Origin of the sequence: Streptomyces sp. NPDC057474 (assembly GCF_042802555.1) — a bacterium.
In the GTDB taxonomy this organism is placed as follows: Bacteria; Actinomycetota; Actinomycetes; order Streptomycetales; family Streptomycetaceae; genus Streptomyces.
Genome location: NZ_JBHVDX010000030.1, coordinates 1 through 18935 on the forward strand (window position 1 = coordinate 1; position 18935 = coordinate 18935).

Annotated in this window: 19 protein-coding genes and 1 pseudogene; 4 read left to right on the forward strand and 16 right to left on the reverse strand. The window is 71.2% G+C overall.

Annotated features, from left to right (window positions below; translation table 11 throughout):
* Nucleotides 1-35: 35 nt before the first annotated feature.
* The 5 genes from ACFU53_RS11545 to ACFU53_RS11565 all read right to left on the reverse strand — a co-directional run bounded on the left by ACFU53_RS11545 (nucleotide 36) and on the right by ACFU53_RS11565 (nucleotide 4327).
* Nucleotides 36-263, reverse strand: coding sequence for a hypothetical protein (locus tag ACFU53_RS11545; RefSeq protein ID WP_383989308.1), 228 nt, complete (start codon nucleotides 261-263; stop codon nucleotides 36-38).
* A 181-nt stretch (nucleotides 264-444) separates the two neighbouring features.
* Nucleotides 445-1872 (reverse strand): FAD-dependent monooxygenase, encoded by a 1428-nt coding sequence (locus ACFU53_RS11550; protein ID WP_383989311.1) that lies wholly within the window; start codon nucleotides 1870-1872, stop codon nucleotides 445-447.
* Nucleotides 1856-3064 (reverse strand): MAB_1171c family putative transporter, encoded by a 1209-nt coding sequence (locus ACFU53_RS11555; RefSeq protein ID WP_383989314.1) that lies wholly within the window; start codon nucleotides 3062-3064, stop codon nucleotides 1856-1858. Before ACFU53_RS11555 ends, ACFU53_RS11550 begins: the two co-directional genes overlap by 17 nt.
* Nucleotides 3065-3108: 44 nt before the next feature.
* A complete protein-coding gene (locus ACFU53_RS11560; RefSeq protein WP_383989317.1) occupies nucleotides 3109-3639 on the reverse strand; it encodes a toxin-antitoxin system, toxin component in 531 nt (176 codons plus the stop codon).
* 31 nt (nucleotides 3640-3670) lie between these two features.
* Nucleotides 3671-4327: a helix-turn-helix domain-containing protein gene (locus ACFU53_RS11565; RefSeq protein ID WP_383989319.1), complete on the reverse strand. Its 657-nt coding sequence runs from the start codon at nucleotides 4325-4327 to the stop codon at nucleotides 3671-3673.
* Nucleotides 4328-4601: 274 nt separating this feature from the next.
* Here ACFU53_RS11565 and ACFU53_RS11570 point away from each other — a divergent pair, with 274 nt between their 5' ends.
* Nucleotides 4602-5285: a hypothetical protein gene (locus ACFU53_RS11570; RefSeq protein WP_383989322.1), complete on the forward strand. Its 684-nt coding sequence runs from the start codon at nucleotides 4602-4604 to the stop codon at nucleotides 5283-5285.
* A 52-nt stretch (nucleotides 5286-5337) separates the two neighbouring features.
* Here ACFU53_RS11570 and ACFU53_RS11575 read toward each other — a convergent pair whose 3' ends face one another.
* Genes ACFU53_RS11575 through ACFU53_RS11590 form a run of 4 tightly spaced genes read right to left on the reverse strand, consistent with a single transcriptional unit; the run spans nucleotide 5338 to nucleotide 8670 of the window.
* On the reverse strand, nucleotides 5338-6132 hold the full coding sequence (locus ACFU53_RS11575) for an ABC transporter ATP-binding protein (protein WP_383989325.1): 795 nt from the start codon (nucleotides 6130-6132) through the stop codon (nucleotides 5338-5340).
* A gap of 26 nt (nucleotides 6133-6158) precedes the next feature.
* Entirely contained in the window at nucleotides 6159-6935 is a 777-nt protein-coding gene (locus tag ACFU53_RS11580) for an ABC transporter permease (RefSeq protein WP_383989328.1), read from the reverse strand.
* Nucleotides 6932-7705, reverse strand: a complete 774-nt coding sequence (locus ACFU53_RS11585; RefSeq protein ID WP_383989331.1) for an ABC transporter permease — start codon at nucleotides 7703-7705, stop codon at nucleotides 6932-6934. Before ACFU53_RS11585 ends, ACFU53_RS11580 begins: the two co-directional genes overlap by 4 nt.
* Nucleotides 7702-8670, reverse strand: a complete 969-nt coding sequence (locus tag ACFU53_RS11590; protein WP_383989334.1) for an ABC transporter substrate-binding protein — start codon at nucleotides 8668-8670, stop codon at nucleotides 7702-7704. The genes ACFU53_RS11585 and ACFU53_RS11590 overlap by 4 nt, the downstream gene beginning before the upstream one ends.
* A 261-nt stretch (nucleotides 8671-8931) precedes the next feature.
* Between ACFU53_RS11590 and ACFU53_RS11595 the strand changes: the two are divergent.
* Nucleotides 8932-9729 (forward strand): annotated as a pseudogene (locus tag ACFU53_RS11595) (IclR family transcriptional regulator C-terminal domain-containing protein); the annotation flags it as partial.
* A gap of 237 nt (nucleotides 9730-9966) precedes the next feature.
* Here the strand turns inward: ACFU53_RS11595 and ACFU53_RS11600 are convergent.
* The 5 genes from ACFU53_RS11600 to ACFU53_RS11620 all read right to left on the reverse strand — a co-directional run bounded on the left by ACFU53_RS11600 (nucleotide 9967) and on the right by ACFU53_RS11620 (nucleotide 13293).
* Complete coding sequence (locus ACFU53_RS11600) at nucleotides 9967-10929, reverse strand: PDR/VanB family oxidoreductase (RefSeq protein ID WP_383989336.1); 963 nt, start codon at nucleotides 10927-10929, stop codon at nucleotides 9967-9969.
* On the reverse strand, nucleotides 10926-11108 hold the full coding sequence (locus ACFU53_RS11605; RefSeq protein WP_383989338.1) for a hypothetical protein: 183 nt from the start codon (nucleotides 11106-11108) through the stop codon (nucleotides 10926-10928). The genes ACFU53_RS11600 and ACFU53_RS11605 overlap by 4 nt, the downstream gene beginning before the upstream one ends.
* Complete coding sequence (locus tag ACFU53_RS11610; RefSeq protein WP_383989340.1) at nucleotides 11105-12169, reverse strand: Rieske 2Fe-2S domain-containing protein; 1065 nt, start codon at nucleotides 12167-12169, stop codon at nucleotides 11105-11107. The genes ACFU53_RS11605 and ACFU53_RS11610 overlap by 4 nt, the downstream gene beginning before the upstream one ends.
* Nucleotides 12170-12486: 317 nt before the next feature.
* Nucleotides 12487-12666, reverse strand: a complete 180-nt coding sequence (locus ACFU53_RS11615; protein ID WP_383989343.1) for a 4-oxalocrotonate tautomerase family protein — start codon at nucleotides 12664-12666, stop codon at nucleotides 12487-12489.
* Between the two features lie 12 nt (nucleotides 12667-12678).
* Nucleotides 12679-13293, reverse strand: a complete 615-nt coding sequence (locus ACFU53_RS11620; RefSeq protein WP_383989346.1) for a LysR substrate-binding domain-containing protein — start codon at nucleotides 13291-13293, stop codon at nucleotides 12679-12681.
* A gap of 54 nt (nucleotides 13294-13347) precedes the next feature.
* Between ACFU53_RS11620 and ACFU53_RS11625 the strand changes: the two genes are divergently transcribed.
* Nucleotides 13348-14547: a CaiB/BaiF CoA transferase family protein gene (locus ACFU53_RS11625; protein ID WP_383989349.1), complete on the forward strand. Its 1200-nt coding sequence runs from the start codon at nucleotides 13348-13350 to the stop codon at nucleotides 14545-14547.
* A gap of 214 nt (nucleotides 14548-14761) precedes the next feature.
* Nucleotides 14762-16813: a phosphocholine-specific phospholipase C gene (locus tag ACFU53_RS11630; RefSeq protein ID WP_383989351.1), complete on the forward strand. Its 2052-nt coding sequence runs from the start codon at nucleotides 14762-14764 to the stop codon at nucleotides 16811-16813.
* Nucleotides 16814-17028: 215 nt separating this feature from the next.
* On the opposite strand, the gene ACFU53_RS11635 is transcribed toward ACFU53_RS11630, so the two are convergent.
* Nucleotides 17029-18000 (reverse strand): hypothetical protein, encoded by a 972-nt coding sequence (locus ACFU53_RS11635; protein WP_383989354.1) that lies wholly within the window; start codon nucleotides 17998-18000, stop codon nucleotides 17029-17031.
* A complete protein-coding gene (locus ACFU53_RS11640; RefSeq protein ID WP_383989358.1) occupies nucleotides 17997-18797 on the reverse strand; it encodes a phosphatase PAP2 family protein in 801 nt (266 codons plus the stop codon). The genes ACFU53_RS11635 and ACFU53_RS11640 overlap by 4 nt, the downstream gene beginning before the upstream one ends.
* Nucleotides 18798-18935: the final 138 nt, after the last annotated feature.

Genomic DNA, 18935 nt, shown 5'->3' on the forward strand with positions numbered 1-18935 from the left:
GCCGGGGACACCCGGCGGACCGTCGGCGCACGCGCTCAGACCTCCGGGCACCAGCTCCGCAACAGCCGGAAGAACTCCTCCTCGTTGCCCGCCAGCCCGGCCGCCGCCAGTGCCTGCTCCGCCTCGGCGAGCGCGGCGGGCGGCACCACGGGTGGCCGGCGTGACTCCCCGGGCCCGTCGAAGGCTGCTCGTACGGTCCCCAGCAGTCGCAGATAGGCCTGTACGGCGGCGCGCTCGCGGTCGGTCAGTACGGCGGTCGGCATCGAACGGCTCTCCCCTGGTCGGATCGGCGAAACTCCGTGCCCACCCCGGCATACGGGTGGCACACCCCCAGCTTGCCGTCCACCACTGACAATCCCGTTCCTCCGCACGCGGATGTCGCCCGAGGGCCAGGCGGCCACGCACCGAACACCGCGGGCACCGTACGGGACTTTCCCCCACCCCCTACCGGGGTGCAGCGCCCAGCACGGTCTCCCGCTCATGCTCCGTCAGCGGCGGTTCCGCAGGCGGGGGTTTGACGGGGCCGCGCAGCACCGCCAGGACGACCTCCGGTCTGACGAGGGCGCCGATCGGCTCGGTGAGGGTGACCACGCCGAGGTACGCCTTGAAGACCAGGGGCCGGCCGAGGGCGGTCCGGATCAGCCGCTCCACATAGCGGCCGAAGAGCCTCTGCACGGTGTTCGGCTGCTTGCCGATCGCCTCCGGGTAGCGGATGTCCGTGCCGGTGGCCAGATCCCAGGCGAGGGTCACCGGCACCGCCACGGCCTTCTGGATCCGGCGGGCGAGCCCCGGCGCCTTGAGGCCGTGCGCGGCGACCCGTTCGCGCAGCGCGAGGGCGCCCTGGGCGGCGACGGACATACCGTGGCCGTAGATCGGGTTGTACGTGGCGACCGAGTCGCCGATCGCGACGAAGCCGTCGGGCCAGTCGGACACCTTCTCGAAGAAGCGCCGCCGGTTGATCGTGCTGCGGGTGACCACGACGTCCGTCAGGGGCTCGGCGCGGGAGATCAGCTCGCCGACGACCGGGTGCCTGATGTTGCGGGCGAACTCCTCGAACTCCTCGGCCAGGGCCGTCGGTTGGCCCCCTCGGGTGCCCGACAGCGTCACCAGCCAGCGCCCGCCCTCGATCGGCACGAGGGTCGCGCTCCGCCCCGGCACCGGCTGCGACCCGTCCGGCTGCACATTGACCACCGGGTACTCCTCGGTGCCCGCGGGCGCCCGGAAGATCCGGCTGGCGTACACGAGCCCGGAGTCGACCTCGTCCATCGGCGCGGGCGCGACCCCGAGCGCGTCGAGCCACGCGCTGCCCCGCGAACCACGCCCGGCGGAGTCCACCACCAGATCGGCGGCGAGCACCTGCTCCTCACCCTCGGCGGGACGGACCCGTATCCCCGTCACCCGGGAGGCGTCGCCCTCCAGGCCCAGGATCTCGGTGCGGTCGAGGAGGGTGACCCTGGGGCCGGCGAGCAGCCGGGCGCGGACGACCGACTCCAGCAGATCGCGGCTGCACGCGATCATGAACTCCATCTCGGGCCAGCGCCGCACCCAGCCCTGGGCCGACAGGGAGACCAGACCGGTCGGCAGCGGGATGCGCCGGGCACCGGCCGCCAGCCAGGCGTCCGTGACCCCCGGCAGCAGCTCCTCCATCGCCCGGGCCCCGCCGGACCACAGCAGATGGGCGTGCCGGGCCTGGGGCACGCCCTTGCGGGGCCCAGGCCCCTCGGGCAGCGCGTCGCGTTCGACGACGGTGACCTCGGCGTGGTCGCGCAGCGCGGCGGCGGCCAGCAGGCCGGCCAGGCCCGCGCCGACGACGACGGCACGCCGGGGAGTCGTGACAGCGGTGTCGCGCGGGCGGCTAACGGGTTCGCTCATGGAAATCGCTCTCTGACCTGGTCGCGGCGGCCCATTCGCGGGCGGCCGCTACGACGGGTGACTGACGCAGGGCGATGGACATCCCTACGAGGTCACGGGGGTTCGCGGCGGGCGGGGCGGGGGCGTCGGCCGTGGCCGAGCTGATGACCCGGCCCTCCGGGTCGTCCGCCCTGGCCCGTACCGCGGCCGTCACCATCGCCGCGTCGGCCTCGGCCCGCGCCTGGACGGGCTCGGAACCCGCCGCGACGGCGGCGTCGTACGCCTTGGCCCGTACCTCGGAGTCGAAGTACGGGTACAGGCTGAGCATGCCGTCGTGGATGTCCGACTCCCGCTGCGTCATCTGGAGCCGGGCCGGCGCCCACCAGGAGATCCGCACGTCGTGGCTCGCCTGGGCCCAGACGGGACGCAACTCCCGCCACAGCGGGCCGAGTCGACGGTACATGGACCAGATGGTCCAGGAGTCGCCGAGGCGCTCTCCGGCCAGCGGCAGACAGAAGCCCAGCGCGCAGACCTGCGCGCCGACGGACGACAGCACGGGGGCGACGTACGTGCTCAGATAGTCCAGGTCGCCGCCCTGCCAACGGGTCACCACGGCGATCAGCTTGACCGCCGCGAACGGGACGTTGAGCAGGAAGCCGAACGCGATGATCAGCAGCCCTGCGCGCAGCCAGCCGCGCACCTGGAGCGCCCAGCGCCAGCACATGACGTTCATCGCCACGCCCGCGACGGTGAACCCGATCAGATAGAGCAGGATCATCTCGCGCAGGAACGGGCTGTTGGCGTAGTACGTGTCGAAGTCCCGCACGCGTTCCACCGGTGCCTCGCCGAGTACGAACAGCAGCACGATCGCCGCGCACACCGCGCCGTACCCGGCGATCCAGCGGCGCGAGAGCCGGCGTGTCGTCTCGGGCGGGCCGCCGCGCCAGTTGGTGATCAGCACCAGGCAGGAGCCACTGAAGGCGCTCAGCAGCAGGTAGACGAGCGCCGCCGAGACGTTCGTGACGCCGGTGGCGCGGTTGACCTCGGTGATCGTCGGCGGCGCGGCGAAGCAGAAGACGAGGGCGGCCAACGTCATCAGCGCGCACACGGACCTGATCAGGGGGTCGCCCCAGTTCCGCAGCAGCGCGGGCGTCTTCGAGGCGAGGGCGATCGTCATCGCGACGGCCGGAAGGTAGTAGCTGTACCCGTCCATGTTATCGGCGTCTCGGCGTCTCGGCGTCTCGGCGTTCCGGCCGCTCAGCCCTGCGGCCCGCGGTAGCCCAGCGAGGCACCGATGCGGCCGGCCAGGTGATCGCGGCGCACGGGCCCGCGCAGCGCCGAACCGGCGAGCCAGGTACGGCACTTGCTGGCCAGCAGTAGTCCGAAGCTCTCGGCGTCCTGCTCGTCCGTCAGGTCGAACCGGGTACGGGCGGCGACCTTCAGCACGGTCGCCCGCAGATCGGCGTCCTGGCTCAATAAACGCGCGGCGACCGCGGCACCCTCCACGTGCTGGCCGCAGTGCCCGGCCTGCATGTGCCACAGCTCGTGGCCGAGGATCACCAACTGGTGGTCGGGCGCGGTGCGTTCCTCGATGACGACCAGGTCCTGCTCGGCCATGTCCAGCCACAGCCCACTGGCCGTGCCCGGCGGGAAGGCGGCCGTGCGGTAGTTGACGGGGCGGCCGCGGCGTCTGCTCATGGCGTCGCACAGGGCGCCGTAGAGGTCGGCGGGGTCCGCCGGTGCCGGCAACGTGAGTTCGCCGACCAACTCGCCGCACAGACGGCGCATTTCCTTTCCGATGCCCACAGATCTCCCCCGGTCAGGATTCGGGCCGCTTGACGCTCTCCAGCAGCATGTCCAGCCACTCCGCCACCTTGTCGCGGTGCTGGTCGGTGGGCAGCTGCGCCGCCCGCCAGGCGATGGAGCGCACACCGTGGTTCTGCAGCAGCCGCTGCAACGGGTCGTCCGCGGCATCGGCCGCCGCGCGCTCACGGTCGGCGAGCTGCTGGAGAAGCTCCTGCTCGGTCCGCATCAGGGCGCTCGCCAGCGCCTCGGGATCCTCGGCGGTGAGGAAACCGGCGTGCACTCTGAAGAAGCGCTGGATGGCGTCGCAGTGCTCCATGGTGGGACGCCGGTCCCCGTTGATCAGGGCCCCCGCCTGCTGGCGCGACATACCGGCGCCGTCGGCGATCTCCTGCTGGGTGTACTTGCGGTTGTTGGGCTTGAGCCGGGTGCGTCGCAGCAGGTCCAGGCGCTGCAGAAAACGGGCCTGGACGTCCGGCTCACCCGCGCGCTGCCCGCTCAGCAGGGCCTTCACCACCGCCTCCGGCACACCCGACGCGACGGAGAGCCGTCGGGTGTCGAAGACCTCCGTGTGCCCCACGCGCAGCTTGTCCGCCAGCGCGGTGACACGGGCCACGACGGCCGGCAGCAGAACCGTCGCCGCGGCGTCCGGAACCTCGAAGCCATCCGTCACCGACAGATCTCCTACGTCTCTCTCAGGCCAATTTCGCGGTACTGCGGAATCCGTGGATCCAAGCCTGGCGCGAGACCCTGGTCCCGGCAAGTACACCGTGAACTGCGGGGAGACTAGCGGTTCGGTCGAACTCACATCCAGGTCTCGCCACAACTGTGGCGAGATTCAGCCGTCAACCGGCGTCGAATGCCACGATAGTTGACACGACTCCGCCCAGGGCAGGAGGATCAAGGCGCCGCGTGAAGGCCGCATAGGCAAGAGGGGTGACCTCCCGATGGCATATCAGGCAGGAGGGCAGTGGTCGGTACCGCGGCCCGTCCCCGATACTCTCGAAGCCCAGGAAGCACAGGCGTACCTCCAGGACTACGCCGCGCTGCTGGAGTCCGTGACGTTCCCGTCCGTCGTCCTCGACCACCGCTGGGACGTCGTCCTGGCCAACGCCGCGTTCCGGACGCTCTTCAACGGCGTGGGACCGCACCCGACGGCCATGCCGGGCGACAACTTCCTCCGCTTCGTGCTCTTCCACCCGGACGCCGCCACGGTCCTCGGTGACCACGAGTCCAGCTGGTGCCTGCCGATGCTCGCCCACTTCGCCGCCGCCGTGGAGCAGCACGCCCAGGACCGGGGCCTGCAGTCCATCCGCCGGGACATCGCCCAGGACCCCATCATGGACGCCGCCTACCGCCACGGCCTCCCGCACTGGATCCGCACGGTCGGCCCCGAGGCCGGCCGGCACGACGGCGCGGTACGCCCCCTGGTCCACCCGGACCCGCGCTGGGGCGCCACCCACTGCCGGGTCGTCGGCGAGACCCCCGACACCCTCCGTGACATGGGCTACCACCGTATGACTCTCGTCCTGCGCGAGGTGGGACGCCCGTCCGACCCCGCCCGCAGGACGCGCCGCCCCCGGCGAGCCACAGCGAGCCATCTGAGCGTGGTGCCCTCGCCCGAGAGGTGAGCCGCACCCCCTCCGGCGCCGCCGGCGTTCAGGTCGCCGACGGCGCCGGAGGTCAACCCCTGTCCAGGGGGACACCCCGCTTCGCCGCCTGGATCTGCTCGTACACATGCGTCCGCAGCTCCGCGAAGCGTGGGGCCACGCGGGTGTGCAGCTGGTCGCGTTCGGCGGGGAGATCGATCTTGAGCTGTTCCCGTACGACGGTGGGGGAGGCGGAGAGGATCAGGACGCGCTCACCGAGGTAGACGGCCTCGTCGATGTCGTGGGTGACGAAGAGGATCGTGATCCGGCGCTCGCGCCACAGACCCCGCACGAGGTCCTCCAGATCGGCCCGGGTCTGGGCGTCGACCGCCGCGAACGGCTCGTCCATCAGCAGCACGTCCGGCTCGTACGCCAGCGCGCGGGCGATGGCGACCCGCTGCTGCATACCGCCGGACAGCTGCCAGGGGTACGCGCCCGCCGCGTCGGAGAGACCGACCGAGGCGAGCGCGTCGTCGACCAGCTCCCGCCGCCGGGCCTTGCTCGACTTCTTCTGCTTGAGCGGGAGTTCGACGTTGTCACGGACCCGCATCCAGGGGAACAGACTGCGTCCGTACTCCTGGAAGACGACGGCCATGCCCGATGGCGGCCCGTCCACCGGCCGTCCCCCCAGGAGGACTTCACCGGCCGTCGGGTTCAGCAGCCCGGCCACGCACTTCAGCAGCGTCGTCTTCCCGCAGCCCGACGGGCCCACCAGACAGACCAGTTCGCCCGCGTCGACGGTAAAGGTGAGGTCCCGCACCGCCTCCACGTGGCGGCCGGAACCCTCGTAGACCTTCTTGAGGCCCGACACTTCAAGCACGGCGTGCATCGGCCGCTGCCCCTTCTCGAGTATCACTACGACCGCCGGGAGGACGCGCGCAGACCGTGGTACCAGCCGAGCACGCGTCGCTCGACCAGCCGGAAGACGACGGACAGCAGGAACCCGAGCAGACCGAGGACGAGGATGCCGGTCCACATGTCGGGGATCGCGAAACCGCGCTGGAACTGGACGATGGCGTACCCCAGTCCGTTGCTGGACGCGGTCATCTCGCTGATGACCATGAGGATGATGCCGATGGACAGCGCCTGCCGCAGCCCCGCGAAGATCTGCGGGCTCGCCGAGCGCAGGACGACGTTCCGCAGCCGGGCCGCGCCCGTGATGCCGTACGACCGGGCCGTCTCGGACATCACGGAATCCACCGCCCGTACGCCTTCGACCGTGTTGAGGAGGATCGGCCACACACAGCCGCTCGCGATGACGGCGATCTTCATCGTGTCGCCGATGCCCGCGAACAGCATGATGACCGGGACGAGAACGGGCGGCGGCACGGCCCGCAGGAACTCCAGGACCGGTTCGCAGACCGCCCGCACCCGGCGGTAGGAGCCGATGACCGTGCCGAGGGCGACGCCGATCACGGCCGCCGAGGCGTAGCCGGCGGACAGGCGCAGCAGGCTGGGCAGGACGTCGGTGCGCAGCCGCTCGGCCGTCCAGACGTCCGGGAAGGTGGTGAGGATCGTGCGCAGGGATGGCCAGTACACATCGGTGTTGTCGTCCGACGCGAGCCACCAGGCGGTGAACAGGACCAGCGGCAGGGTGATGACGAACAGCAGCCGGAGCAGCACGAGCCTCACACCGCCACCTCCCCGCGCACCGACTGGTGCCAGGCCAGCGCCCGCCGCTCCACCGTGCGGGCGCCCACGTTGATAAGCAGGCCCAGCAGTCCGGTGACCACCACCAGGGCGTACATCTCCGGGACGGCCTGCGAGGTCTGGGCGACCAGGATGCGTCGGCCCAACCCCGGTGCCCCGATGACGAGTTCGGCGGTCACGGTCAGGATGAGGGCCACGGCGGCGGCCAGCCGGACGCCCGTCATGACGTACGGCAGGGCGGTGGGCCACAGGAGGTACCGGACCCGCGCCCAGGTGCCGAAGCCGTAGGAGCGGGCGGTCTCCTCGGCTACCGGGTCGACGTCCTGGACGCCGTACAGGGTCTGGATCAGGATCTGCCAGAAGGACGCGTAGACCACCAGCAGGAGCACCGACCGCAACTCGGTGCCGTACAGGAGGACCGCGAGGGGGATCAGGGCGACTGAGGGGATCGGGCGCAGGAACTCGATCGTGGAGGACGTCGCCTCGCGCAGATACGGCACGACGGCGACGACGACTCCCGTCAGGATCCCGGCCGTCACGGCGATCAGGAGCCCGGCCGCCCAGCCGGTGAGCGTGTCCCCGAGCGCGGTCCAGAACGTGTCGTCGGCGAGCTCGGTGGCGAGGGCGTCGGCGACCCGGCTGACCGGCGGGAAGTACTCGTCCTCGATGAGGCCGAGCCGCGGGACCGCCTCCCACAGGGCGAGGAATCCCGCGAGCCCGGCCGCGCCGAGAGCCGCGTCGGCACCCCTCACGGCAGCAGCTTGTCCAGGTCCGGGGCCTTTTCGAACAGGCCGTCCTCTTGGCCCAGTTCGGCCAGCCGCTCGATGGAGGCACGGTCCGGCTCGGCGGGCCAGCGGGGCAGGACCACCGTCTCCAGCAGGTTCTCCGGGATCTTCGTGTACGTGGTGATGATCTCGCGTACCTCGTCCGGGTGTTCGTCGGCGTACGCGAGCGACTCGGCTGTGGCCTCCTGGAACTTCTTCACCAACTCCGGATTCTTCTCGGCGTATTGCTGGGAGGTGAAGTACATGGCCACGGTGAGGTACGGGGAGACGTCGACGAAGTTCGACGCCAACACGGTGCCGCCCTGGGACTTGATGGTGGCGAGCGCGGGCTCCACGACACAGGCCGCGTCGACCTGCCCCTTGGCGAGCGCGGCCGGCATCTGGTCGAACGGCATTTCCACGTACTCCACCTCGGAGGGGTCGCCGCCGGCCTTGCGGACCGACTCGTTGACCGAGGTGTCGCAGATGTTGCCGAGGGTGTTGGCCGCGACCTTCTTGCCCTCCAGGTCGCTGGCGGACTTCAGGGGGCTGCCCTTCCTCACGGCGATCTCCGCGAAGTCGGCGCCGGCCTTGCCGGTGGAGGCGACACCGTTCACCACGGCCTTGACCGGCACGTTCTTGGACTGGGCGACCAGCAGGGAGGTCATGTTGCTGAAGCCGAAGTCGAACTGGCCGGAGACGACACCGGGCACGATCGCCGCCCCGCCCTGGGCGAGCGTGGGCTCCAGTTCGAGCCCGCGCTTCTTGTAGAAGCCCTTCTTCTCGCCCAGGTACATGGGGGCGACGTCGATGATGGGGATGACGCCGAGCTTGAGCGTGGTGGTGCCGCCGGATGCCGAGTCACCGCCGTCCGACCCGGAGTCGGACGAACCGCAGGCTGTTGCGGCGACGAACAAGGTGCCGGCCGCGAGACCGATGAGCAGACGACGCATGACTCCCCCTGGTGGGAACGCTCTTCGACAGGCTGTGCGCACACCGCACAGAAGTGCTCAGCGGGAAGGTAGAACGCCGTTGGTCGCGGGTCAATGGCCTTGCCGTGCAAGGCCGTTGACAGTTGCAGAAGTGTGCTCCTAGCGTGCGCAGGGCGCACCATCGTGCGTACGGAGCGCACGCGCGGTGTTTTCGTACGTGCGGCTTCCGTGCGGACCCGTGCGGACCCCGTGCGGTTTCCGTGCGTCTTCCTGGAGGCGACGATGCCCGATCGTGCCCGGTTCGGCGGAGCCCGCGAACCGCATTTCGTCCGGTCCTTCGAGCGGGGCCTCGCGGTCATCCGGGCCTTCGACGCCGAGCATCCCGCGCTGACGCTGAGCGAGGTCGCCCGGACCTGCGAGCTGACCCGGGCGGCCGCCCGCCGCTTCCTGCTGACCCTCGTCGACCTCGGGTACGTCCACACCGACGGCCGGCTGTTCCGGCTGACCCCGCGCGTGCTCGAACTCGGCTACGCGTATCTGTCGGGCTTCACCCTCCCCGATCTCTCCGTGCCCCATCTGGAGCGACTGGTCGCGCAGGTCGGGGAGTCGTCCTCGCTGTGCGTCCTCGACGGCGACGACATCGTGTACGTGGCGAGGGTCAGCGCGGGCCGCATCATGGCGGCGACGATCAACGTGGGCACCCGTTTCCCGGCCCATGTCACCTCGGTCGGCCGGGTGATCCTCGCGCATCTGCCGGACGAGGAGATCGACGCCCGGCTCGCCCGCGCCGACCTCACGCACCTCACCCGGCGCACCCTCACCTCCGTCGACCAGCTCAGGACAGAGCTGCGCCGCGTACGCCGACAGGGGTACGCCGTCGTCGACCAGGAACTGGAGGAGGGGCTCAGATCGGTCGCCGCCCCGGTCCGGGACCGGGACGGCGAGGTGGTGGCCGGTGTGAACCTCCCCGTCCACGCCGGCCGCACCTCCGTGGAGTCGGTACGCCGCGACCTGCTGCCCCATCTGCTGGCCACGGTCGCCCGGATCGAAGCCGACCTGTGCGTGGCGGGGACGGCCACGGGCCGGGCGCGGGCCGTGGCCCCGTCGGCACCGGCCGGAGCGATGCCGGCACCGGCCGGAGCGATGCCGGCACCGGCCGGAGCGACGCCGGCACCGGCCGGAGCGACGCCGGCACCGGCCGGAGCCCCGTCGACACCGGCCGGAGCCCCGTCGACACCGGCCGGAGCCCCGTCGACACCGGCCGGAGCCCCGTCGACACCGGCCGGAGCGACGCCGCCACCGGCCGGACCGACGCCCCTACAGGTCGAGCACCAGCCGTGATCCCTGGCACCGGGACACACAGATGAGCATGGTCTCCCCGGCCTCGCGCTCCTCGTCGCTCAGCACCGAGTCCCGGTGGTCGGGGGTGCCCTCCAGGACGTCCGTCTCACAGGTCCCGCAGGTGCCCTCCGCGCAGGAGAACAGCACCTCGACCCCGGCGGCCCGCACGGTGTCGAGCACGGAGACCCCCACGGGCACCGTGACGGTCCTGCCCGTCCGCTCCAGTACGACCTCGAACTCGCTGTCCGGGCCCGTCTCCTGCTCCTTCGGCCGGAACCGCTCGACCCTGAGCGCCCTACCGGGGCACCGCTCCTCGACCGCGTCGAGCAGGGCGCCGGGCCCGCAGCAGTAGACGAGGGCGTCCTCGGGCAGGCCGTCCAGCACGGACCCGAGGTCGAGCAGCCCGGTCTCGTCCTGCGGGGCGACGGTGACCCGGTCCCCGTACGCGCCCAACTCCGCCTGGAACGCCATGGATTCACGGTTGCGCCCGCCGTACAGCAGGGACCACTCCGCGCCCGCCGCCTCGGCCGCGGCCAGCATCGGCAGGATGGGCGTGATGCCGATGCCGCCGGCCACGAACCGGTAGCGGGGCACCGGCTCCAGGGCGAAGTTGTTACGCGGCCCCCGCACGCGGACCTTGTCGCCCCGCGCCAACTCCGTGTGCACGTACGCCGATCCGCCGCGCCCGTCGGGCTCCCGCAGGACGCCGATCCGCCACACCTCGCGGTCCGCCGGGTCGCCGCACAGGGAGTACTGCCGCTCCAGCTCCGGCCCCAGCAGCACGTCGATGTGCGCCCCCGGCTCCCAGACCGGGAGTTCCTCGCCCAGCGGGTGCCGGAGGGTGAGGGCGAGCACGCCGTCGGCCGCGAACTCCCGGCTTTCGACGACGAGTTCGGCTTCGTGCGACGACGAAGGCGAGAGCGAGGGGGACGAGGTCATGAGCTGTTTCCTTGCGGCTCGTGTCCTTGGGGGTGGGCGAGCATCCACTCCCACATCTCGATGGGGTCCTGCGCGGTGTGCTCACGCCCGCAGTGACAGGTGCCGTGCAGGATGTCCGTGCCCGGCAGCCAGTCGATGCGGTAGACCTCTCCGGTCCGGAACGTGGGCGGTGTGCTCACTGGACCTTCTCCACCGGCTTCTCACCCTGCTCGACCAGCCGGGCGAGGATACGGCGGGCGGCCAGACCACCGGTGTCGATGTTGATGCTCAGCTCCTGGTAGCCGGTGCGCTCGCTGCCGAGCGTCTCCTGGAGCAGGTTCAGCGCGACGACGTCCTGCATGACGACCGTGTGGTTGTTGCCCTTGAGGAACTCGGTGACCTCGTCGCTCTCGGTCGCCCAGTCCCGGGAGACCATCCAGAAGTCGTACACCTTGCCGTCCGTCGACGGGGTGATCGCGTACGTGATCTCGGTGTGGAAGCCGTTCGGGTCGCTGCCGTCCGCCTCGGGGCGCACGCCCACGGGGGCGATCCGGCTGTGCAGCAGATACAGGCACGGGGCGAAGTACTCGATGTCCTGCCAGCGCGTGATCCGGCCCTCGATGCCGGTCGACTTCGCGTAGAACGGCGGGCACTCCGCGTCGTCCATGTGCCGGCTCACCCGCACGACGCCAGCGCCCTCGTCGACCTCGGTGGTGATCGGCGTCTCGGCGACCTCGGGGGTGCCGATGTAGCCGCCGTGCAGATAGGTCTCGTGGGACAGGTCGAGCAGGTTGTCGACCAGCAGGCCGTAGTCGGCGTCGATCGGCTCCATGCCGCGCACGGTGAGCCAGCCGGGGGAGGCCAGGTGCTTGGCGCGCGGGATGCTCTGCGGGTCGGCGAGCGCCGGGTCGCCTATCCACACCCAGATCAGCGAGTCCTGCTCGACCACGGGGTACGAGGCCACGCGCGCCGTCCGCGGGATCCGCTTCTGCCCCGGCACGTACACACAGGCGCCCGTCGTGTCGTACGTGAATCCGTGGTAGCCGCACACGATCCGGTCCCCGTCGAGCCCGCTCTCCGAGAGCGGGTACCGGCGGTGGACGCACCGGTCGTGCAGCGCCACCGGCGTCCCCTCTTCCTCCGTCCGGTAGAAGACGAGCGGCTCGCCCAGGATCGTCCGGCCGAGCAGCTCCCGCCCGACCTCTTCGGCGTATGCGGCGACGTACCACTGGTTCCTGGCGAAGGCGGTCATGTGCGGCATGGATCGGCTCCCGTCTCTCTTGGTGATGGCATCGTCGAGGACGCCTTCACAGGGCCGCAACGCTTCTTCCGCCTCACGGAAGGTGTTCGATGAAATAGCAGGTCAGCGACTCAGGGCCGGCTTAGCCGCCCGCCGTGGGGCGGGTAAATGGGCACGCCGAACACCCCGTAGCCCTTGATCAACACAGCGCCGCGGGGTGGCCGCGCAGGAGGCGAGGTCAGCTACCTGCGGTTTTGCCCGCGCCGGTTGGTGTTTACGCGTCAGAGGAGTCACGGGCGCGGCCCGCCGACCCCGGGTCGGGGCCGACGGGTGGTCGGTCAGAGCGTCCCCGCGACCTTGGCGTCCGCCGCGATCACGCCGCCTGTCGCCCGGTGCGTGTCCGGCACCTCGCGCAGGAGGACACGGACGCGATCCGCCGGGCAGCGACAGCAGACGTCGTGCGCGGTCCAGGACCGGCTCCTCGACCAGCTGCCCATCGACCGTGGTGAGCAGGTCACCGAAATCCAGGATCACCGACATCCAGGATCACCGACATCCAGGACGGCGCGAGCCCGGCGCAGTTCCTCCACCGTCGGGGCGAAGCCCTCGCTCCTGTACGGGAGTCGGTACGGACGGACGCAGAGCTCGCCGGTGAGGCCCAGTCGGCGGGCGTGGCGATGTCGACGGCCGGCGCCTCCCCGTCCCGCACGGTCGTCGTGGGCGTGTTCCACGCCGAGGGCGGTCTCGACCAGGGAGGTGAGGCCGCGCCGCCCGGCTGTGCGGGCGGCTGGTTCCGCCAGTACGGCGATGTCCTCGGCGATGCCCGCGCCGGGCAGGACGGTCCAGCCGTGCCCGGTCGGGACGAACTGCTTCCGCACCCGCATGGAATTGGTCTGCGCGCCGATGTCCCTGGCGGCCCCGGCGCGCACCGCGGCGGCGTCGATCAGCCGGCGCAGGGCATGTCCCGAGGCGGGCATGACGGGCGGGTGCCCGGCCGCCTCCGCGAACGGCACGGGACGCTCGGCGCTCAGACCGGCGGACGGCGGACGGCGGACGGCGGACCGCGGACGGCGGGGCGACGGCCCACAGACGCTCGCGCACCAGCGGGCGGGCGTTGAGCGAGGGCGTGCTGTCCAGGGGCACATGACTGCTATTGATGACACTCCCGGCCCGGGACCACACTTTCTGGAGGTCACCTCATGACCGAGCTCCCCGAAGCACGACCACTTACCGGCATCACCGTCGTGAGCGTCGAGCAGGCCGTCGCCGCCCCCTTCGCCACCCGGCAGCTCGCCGACCTCGGTGCCCGGGTGATCAAGGTGGAGCGCCCGGGAGGAGGCGACTTCGCCCGTCGTTACGACACCACCGTGCACGGCGAGTCCAGCTACTTCGTGTGGCTCAACCGGTCCAAGGAGTCGGTGACGCTCGACCTGAAGACGGACGCGGGACGGGCCGTCCTGGAGCGGCTGCTCGCCGGTGCCGACGTGTTCGTGCAGAACCTGGCGCCGGGCGCGGCCGCTCGGATGGGTCTCGGCGCGGAGGCCCTCGCCGAGCGCTTCCCCGCCCTGATCCCGTGTGCGATCTCCGGCTACGGATCCAGCGGCCCCTGGGCCGACCGCAAGGCGTACGACCTGCTGGTGCAGTGCCAGACCGGCCTGGTCTCCCTCACCGGCAACGCGCACGGCACCGCCCGGGTGGGGGTGTCCGTCGCCGACATCGCCGCCGGTATGTACGCCTACTCCGGCATCCTCACCGCCCTGTTCACCCGGGCCACCACGGGTGCCGTACGGGCCGTGGAGATCTCGCTGTTCGAGGCGTTGGCGGAGTGGATGGGCCAGCCCGCGTACTACACCCGGTTCGGCGGCACCCAGCCGCCGCGCCTCGGCACCCAGCACGCCACGATCGCCCCGTACGGCGCCTACACCGCCACCGACGGCAAGGACGTGCTGTTCTCCATCCAGAACGAGCGCGAGTGGGTCGCGCTGTGCGAACAGTTCCTCGGTTTGCCGGGGCTCGTCACGGATCCCCGGTTCGCCACCGGCTCCGCCCGTGTCGCTCACCGCACGGAGGTGAACGCGATCGTGGCCGAGCGGTTCGGGGAGCTGGACAGCGCGGAGGCTATGACACTTCTGGACGAGGCGGGCATCGCCAACGCGGGAGTCAACGATGTCGATGCCTTCCTCGCCCACCCCGTGCTGGGCGAGCGCGACCGCTGGCGGGACGTACGGATCCCCGGCGGAGCCATGGTGCCCGCGCTGCTGCCTCCCGCGGATCTGAGCGGAGTCGCGCCGCGCATGGATCCCGTCCCCGCGGCCGGCGAGCACACCGACAGCATCCTGGCCGAACTGGGCTACAGCGCGGCCGACATCGAAGGCCTCAGGGCCGGCCGCTCCATCTGAACCGGCCGACCGTCGGCCACACCCGGCGAGGAGCCCCACAGCGTGAGCACTCCGGACATGACGGTGGCACGCGTGCCAGGTGCTGTTCGTGTGTCGGACCGCTGTCCGTCACACCCACGCCACGGACCCTTCCCAGTCGTTCGTTGCTCTAGGACCATTCCCTGCGCGCAGGTCACATCCAACGCACCACGTCAGGACAAGAGGTCACCCACCCATGCCTGAAGTCAATCGGCGCCGGTTCCTCCAACTCACGGGCGGTACCGCTGCGTTCACCGCGCTGTCGAGCAGTATCGAGAGGGCCGCGGCGCTTCCCGCGCACCACCGGACCGGCACGATCGAGGACGTCGAGCACATCGTCGTCCTCATGCAGGAGAACCGGTCCTTCGATCACTATTTCGGCGCGCTGAGAGGCGTACGCGGCTTCGGCGACCCGCATCCGGTGACGCTGGACAACGGGAAGTCGGTCTGGCACCAGTCGGACGGCAGCAAGGACGTGCTGCCGTTCCACCCCGAGGCCGACGATCTCGGCATGCAGTTCCTGGAGGGCCTGCCGCACAGCTGGCCCGACGGGCACGCCGCCTACAACGGGGGCAAGTACGACAAGTGGGTGCCGGCCAAGGGCACCACGACGATGGCGTATCTGACCCGTGAGGACATCCCGTTCCACTACTCCCTCGCCGACACGTTCACCGTCTGTGACGCCTACCACTGCTCGTTCATCGGCTCGACCGACCCCAACCGCTACTACATGTGGACGGGGTACACGGGCAACGACGGCAAGGGCGGCGGCCCCGTCCTCGGCAACGACGAGGTCGGCTACGACTGGACGACCTACCCCGAGCGCCTCGAAGCGGCCGGGATCTCCTGGAAGGTCTACCAGGACATCGGCGACGGCCTCGACGCGGCCGGCTCCTGGGGCTGGATAGCGGACGCCTACCGGGGCAACTACGGCGACAACTCGCTGCTCTACTTCAACAAGTACCGCAACGCCAAGCCCGGCGACCCCTGGTACGACAAGGCCCGCACCGGTACGGACGTGAAAGCCGGCGAGGGCTACTTCGACCGGCTGAAGGCCGACGTCAAGGCGGGCAAGCTGCCGCAGATCTCCTGGATCGCCGCGCCCGAGGCGTTCTCCGAGCACTCCAACTGGCCCTCGAACTACGGCGCCTGGTACATCTCCCAGGTCCTGGACGCGCTCACCTCCAACCCGGCCGTCTGGGCGAAGACCGCGCTGTTCATCACGTACGACGAGAACGACGGCTTCTTCGACCACCTCGTGCCGCCGCTGCCGCCGCGCGACGCGTCCCGCGGCAAGTCCACGGTGGATGTGTCACCGGACCTCTACAAGGGCGACGCCAATCGGGTCGCCGGTCCCTACGGTCTCGGCCCGCGCGTACCGATGCTGGTCGTCTCTCCGTGGAGCAAGGGCGGTTACGTCTGCTCGGAAACCCTCGACCACACCTCGATCGTGCGGTTCATGGAGCGCCGGTTCGGGGTGAAGGAGCCGAACATCTCGCCGTGGCGGCGGGCCATCTGCGGCGACCTCACCGCCGCGTTCGACTTCTCCCGCAAGGACAGCCGCCCCGCCGCGCTGCCGGGCACCGACGAGTACGAGCCGCAGGACCGGGAGCGGCACCCCGACTACAAGCCGGCCGTGCCGGCGGACCCGAGCATGCCCACGCAGGAGCGCGGCCTCCGCCCCGCCCGACCGCTGAAGTACGCGCCCAAGGTGGACGGCTCGGCGAACACGGCGGCCGGGACCTTCACCCTGACGTTCGCCTCCGGCGGCAAGGCCGGTGCGGCGTTCCTGGTCACGTCCGGCAACCGCACGGACGGCCCGTGGACGTACACGACCGAGGCGGGCAAGACCGTGTCGGACACGTGGAACTCCGCTTCCTCGGGCGGCTCGTACGACTTGACGGTGCACGGCCCGAACGGCTTCCTGCGGGTCTTCAAGGGGCCGGGGAAGACATCGGCGGCCGGACCCGAGGTCACCGCGCGCCATGTCGGCGACGACGTGGAGCTGACCTTCACCAACAAGGGCCCCGGCACGGTGAGCCTGAAGGTCGCGAGTGCGTACGGTGGCCGGTCCCGTACGGTCAAGGTGCGGGCCGGGGCGACCGTCCGACAGGCCGTGGATCTCCGGTCGAGCAGGCGCTGGTACGACCTGACCGTCACCGCCGACGGGGGCTTCCTCCGGAGGTTCGCCGGACACGTGGAGAACGGGCGGGCCGGGGTGAGCGATCCGGCGCTGGGGTCGCGCTAGCGACGCCTGAGAGCTCGGGGGGAACCGCGACCGGGCGGCCACGGGCCGTACGTGGCTGATCGCGCAGTTCCCCGCGCCCCTGAAGGCCTACGGCCTTCGGGGGCCGCTGTCCTGCCCCGATTGCCGCCCCAGCTGCGGGTGCCGTGCCGCTGGGGCGATGGGGGAGGGTGGGCGCAGGCGGCACCCTGTCAGCGCCGGTGAGTGCCTCCCTCGTCTCAGAGGGGAGTGAGGTGTCCCGGTGCCGGGGAGCCCGGCCGGCGGGGGAGCAGGGACGGTTCCGTTGGGGCGTGGCGGGGTTCCAGGGCGAGGACGGCCGCCACGGGATGCTCTTCGTCCACGGGGACAGGGCCCATCGGCCGGATCTCGACCGCCGGAGTCACCCGTGTCAGCAACACCACACCCCGCGCCGCCACCACCGCTCCCGCCATGGCGAGCAACACCCCCGCCACCCCGCCCCGGAGGCCCTCGCCGAGGAGGGAGAGGCCGATCACGGCGGCCGCGAGCGGGTTGGCCAGGGTGACTACCGCGAGGGGCGCGCCGAGGCCCCCTCGGTAGGCCGTCTGGGAGAGGAGGAGGCCGCCCACGGCGAACCCGGCGACCAGGAGAGCCACCACGACGACCTGGGCGTTGAGGAGTGAGCCGGAGCGGTCGGTCGCGGCGACCGTGACGGTCTGGGTGAGTGCGGAGGCGACGCCCGAGGCCATGCCGGAGGCGCCGGCGTGGCGCAGTCCGGGCTTGGTGCCGGGGCGGGAGAGGAAGCCGATCAGGGCGGCGGTCGCGCCGGCCACGGCGACGGCCTCCGGAACGCTCAGCACGTCGTCGGGGGCGGGGCCGGACGCGGCGATCAGGATCGCGGCGAGGCCGGCCAGCGTGAGCGCGGTGCCACGCCACTCCGTCGCGGTGACCCGGCGCCCGGCCACCCGCGCGCCGAGCGGCACCGCGGCCACGAGGGTGAGCGCGCCGAGGGGCTGTACGACGGTGAGCGGGCCGTACTTGAGGGCCACGACGTGCAGCAGCGCGGCACCGGCGTTCAGCGCGACCGAACTCCACCAGGCACCGCTGGCGAGCATCCGGCGTACGCCCGTGTCGGCGCTGCGGGAGGCGAGCCGCTCCTGGGCCACGGCGGCGGCCGCGTAGGCGACGGCGGAGACCAGGGACAGGGCGACGGCGACGAGGGTGGCGTTCATCGGCCTGCTCCCACCAGGACGGGCTCCTCGGCCGGTACGAGAACCTTGGAGGGCTGCCCGGCGGTCGTGGCCGTCCGGTGCGGGAGCTGGATCACGGCGAGGGCGACGGCCAGCACGACGCCCGCCACGATCGCGTCCAGCCAGTAGTGGTTCGCGGTGCCGACGATCACGATCAGGGTCACCAGCGGGTGCAGCAGCCACAGCGGGCGCCACCGGGAGCGGGTCGCGGCGATCAGGCCGATCGCGACCATCAGGGCCCAGCCGAAGTGCAGTGAGGGCATCGCCGCGAACTGGTTCGCCAGGGCGTCGGTCGCCGGGGTCGCCGAATAGACCGTCGGTCCGTAGACCTGGCCGGTGTCGACGAGACCCGCGACCTCCAGCATCCGTGGCGGGGCCAGCGGGAAGGCGAGGTGCAGCAGCAGGGCGGCTGCGGTGAGGGCGGCGAGGACACGGCGCGCCCAGACGTAGTGCGCGGGGCGCCGCAGGTACAGCCAGACCAGGAAGGCCGCGGTGGCCGGGAAGTGGACGGTCGCGTAGTAGACGTTCGCGAGGTGGACCAGCGTGTCGCCGTGCAGCAGCGCGGACTGTACGGAGCCCTCGCCCGGCAGACGCAGGGCGCGCTCCCAGTCCCACACCTGGTGGGCGTTGCGGTAGGCCTCGGCGGTGTGGCCGCCCGCCAGCATCCGGCCGAACTTGTAGACGAGGAAGAGTCCTGCGACAAGCAGGAACTCACGGACGAGGGGCGACCGCGATATCGCGGCGGCCCGCTCTTCTGCAGGCTCGGTGCGGCATTCCATCCCCCGGCCCTTTCACTGACGGCGCTGGTGGCGCTGGTTCCCATGGCGGTACAGACGATCGATACGCGGTAGTACCGATACGCGGTAGTACCGATACGAGAGTGTACCGATACGCCACTGTACCGAAACGGGGGGGTA

What these genes read in the sequence shown, in the direction of transcription:
- ACFU53_RS11570 (WP_383989322.1), top strand. Translation starts at nt 4,602, where the DNA reads ATGGCATATCAGGCAGGAGGGCAGTGGTCGGTACCGCGGCCCGTCCCC.
- ACFU53_RS11620 (WP_383989346.1), bottom strand. Translation starts at nt 13,293, where the DNA reads ATGTGCCCCTGGACAGCACGCCCTCGCTCAACGCCCGCCCGCTGGTGC.
- ACFU53_RS11590 (WP_383989334.1), bottom strand. Translation starts at nt 8,670, where the DNA reads ATGCGTCGTCTGCTCATCGGTCTCGCGGCCGGCACCTTGTTCGTCGCC.
- ACFU53_RS11555 (WP_383989314.1), bottom strand. Translation starts at nt 3,064, where the DNA reads ATGGACGGGTACAGCTACTACCTTCCGGCCGTCGCGATGACGATCGCC.
- ACFU53_RS11635 (WP_383989354.1), bottom strand. Translation starts at nt 18,000, where the DNA reads ATGAACGCCACCCTCGTCGCCGTCGCCCTGTCCCTGGTCTCCGCCGTC.
- ACFU53_RS11560 (WP_383989317.1), bottom strand. Translation starts at nt 3,639, where the DNA reads ATGCGCCGTCTGTGCGGCGAGTTGGTCGGCGAACTCACGTTGCCGGCA.
- ACFU53_RS11575 (WP_383989325.1), bottom strand. Translation starts at nt 6,132, where the DNA reads ATGCACGCCGTGCTTGAAGTGTCGGGCCTCAAGAAGGTCTACGAGGGT.
- ACFU53_RS11640 (WP_383989358.1), bottom strand. Translation starts at nt 18,797, where the DNA reads ATGGAATGCCGCACCGAGCCTGCAGAAGAGCGGGCCGCCGCGATATCG.
- ACFU53_RS11625 (WP_383989349.1), top strand. Translation starts at nt 13,348, where the DNA reads ATGACCGAGCTCCCCGAAGCACGACCACTTACCGGCATCACCGTCGTG.
- ACFU53_RS11550 (WP_383989311.1), bottom strand. Translation starts at nt 1,872, where the DNA reads ATGAGCGAACCCGTTAGCCGCCCGCGCGACACCGCTGTCACGACTCCC.
- ACFU53_RS11600 (WP_383989336.1), bottom strand. Translation starts at nt 10,929, where the DNA reads ATGACCTCGTCCCCCTCGCTCTCGCCTTCGTCGTCGCACGAAGCCGAA.
- ACFU53_RS11630 (WP_383989351.1), top strand. Translation starts at nt 14,762, where the DNA reads ATGCCTGAAGTCAATCGGCGCCGGTTCCTCCAACTCACGGGCGGTACC.
- ACFU53_RS11545 (WP_383989308.1), bottom strand. Translation starts at nt 263, where the DNA reads ATGCCGACCGCCGTACTGACCGACCGCGAGCGCGCCGCCGTACAGGCC.
- ACFU53_RS11610 (WP_383989340.1), bottom strand. Translation starts at nt 12,169, where the DNA reads ATGCCGCACATGACCGCCTTCGCCAGGAACCAGTGGTACGTCGCCGCA.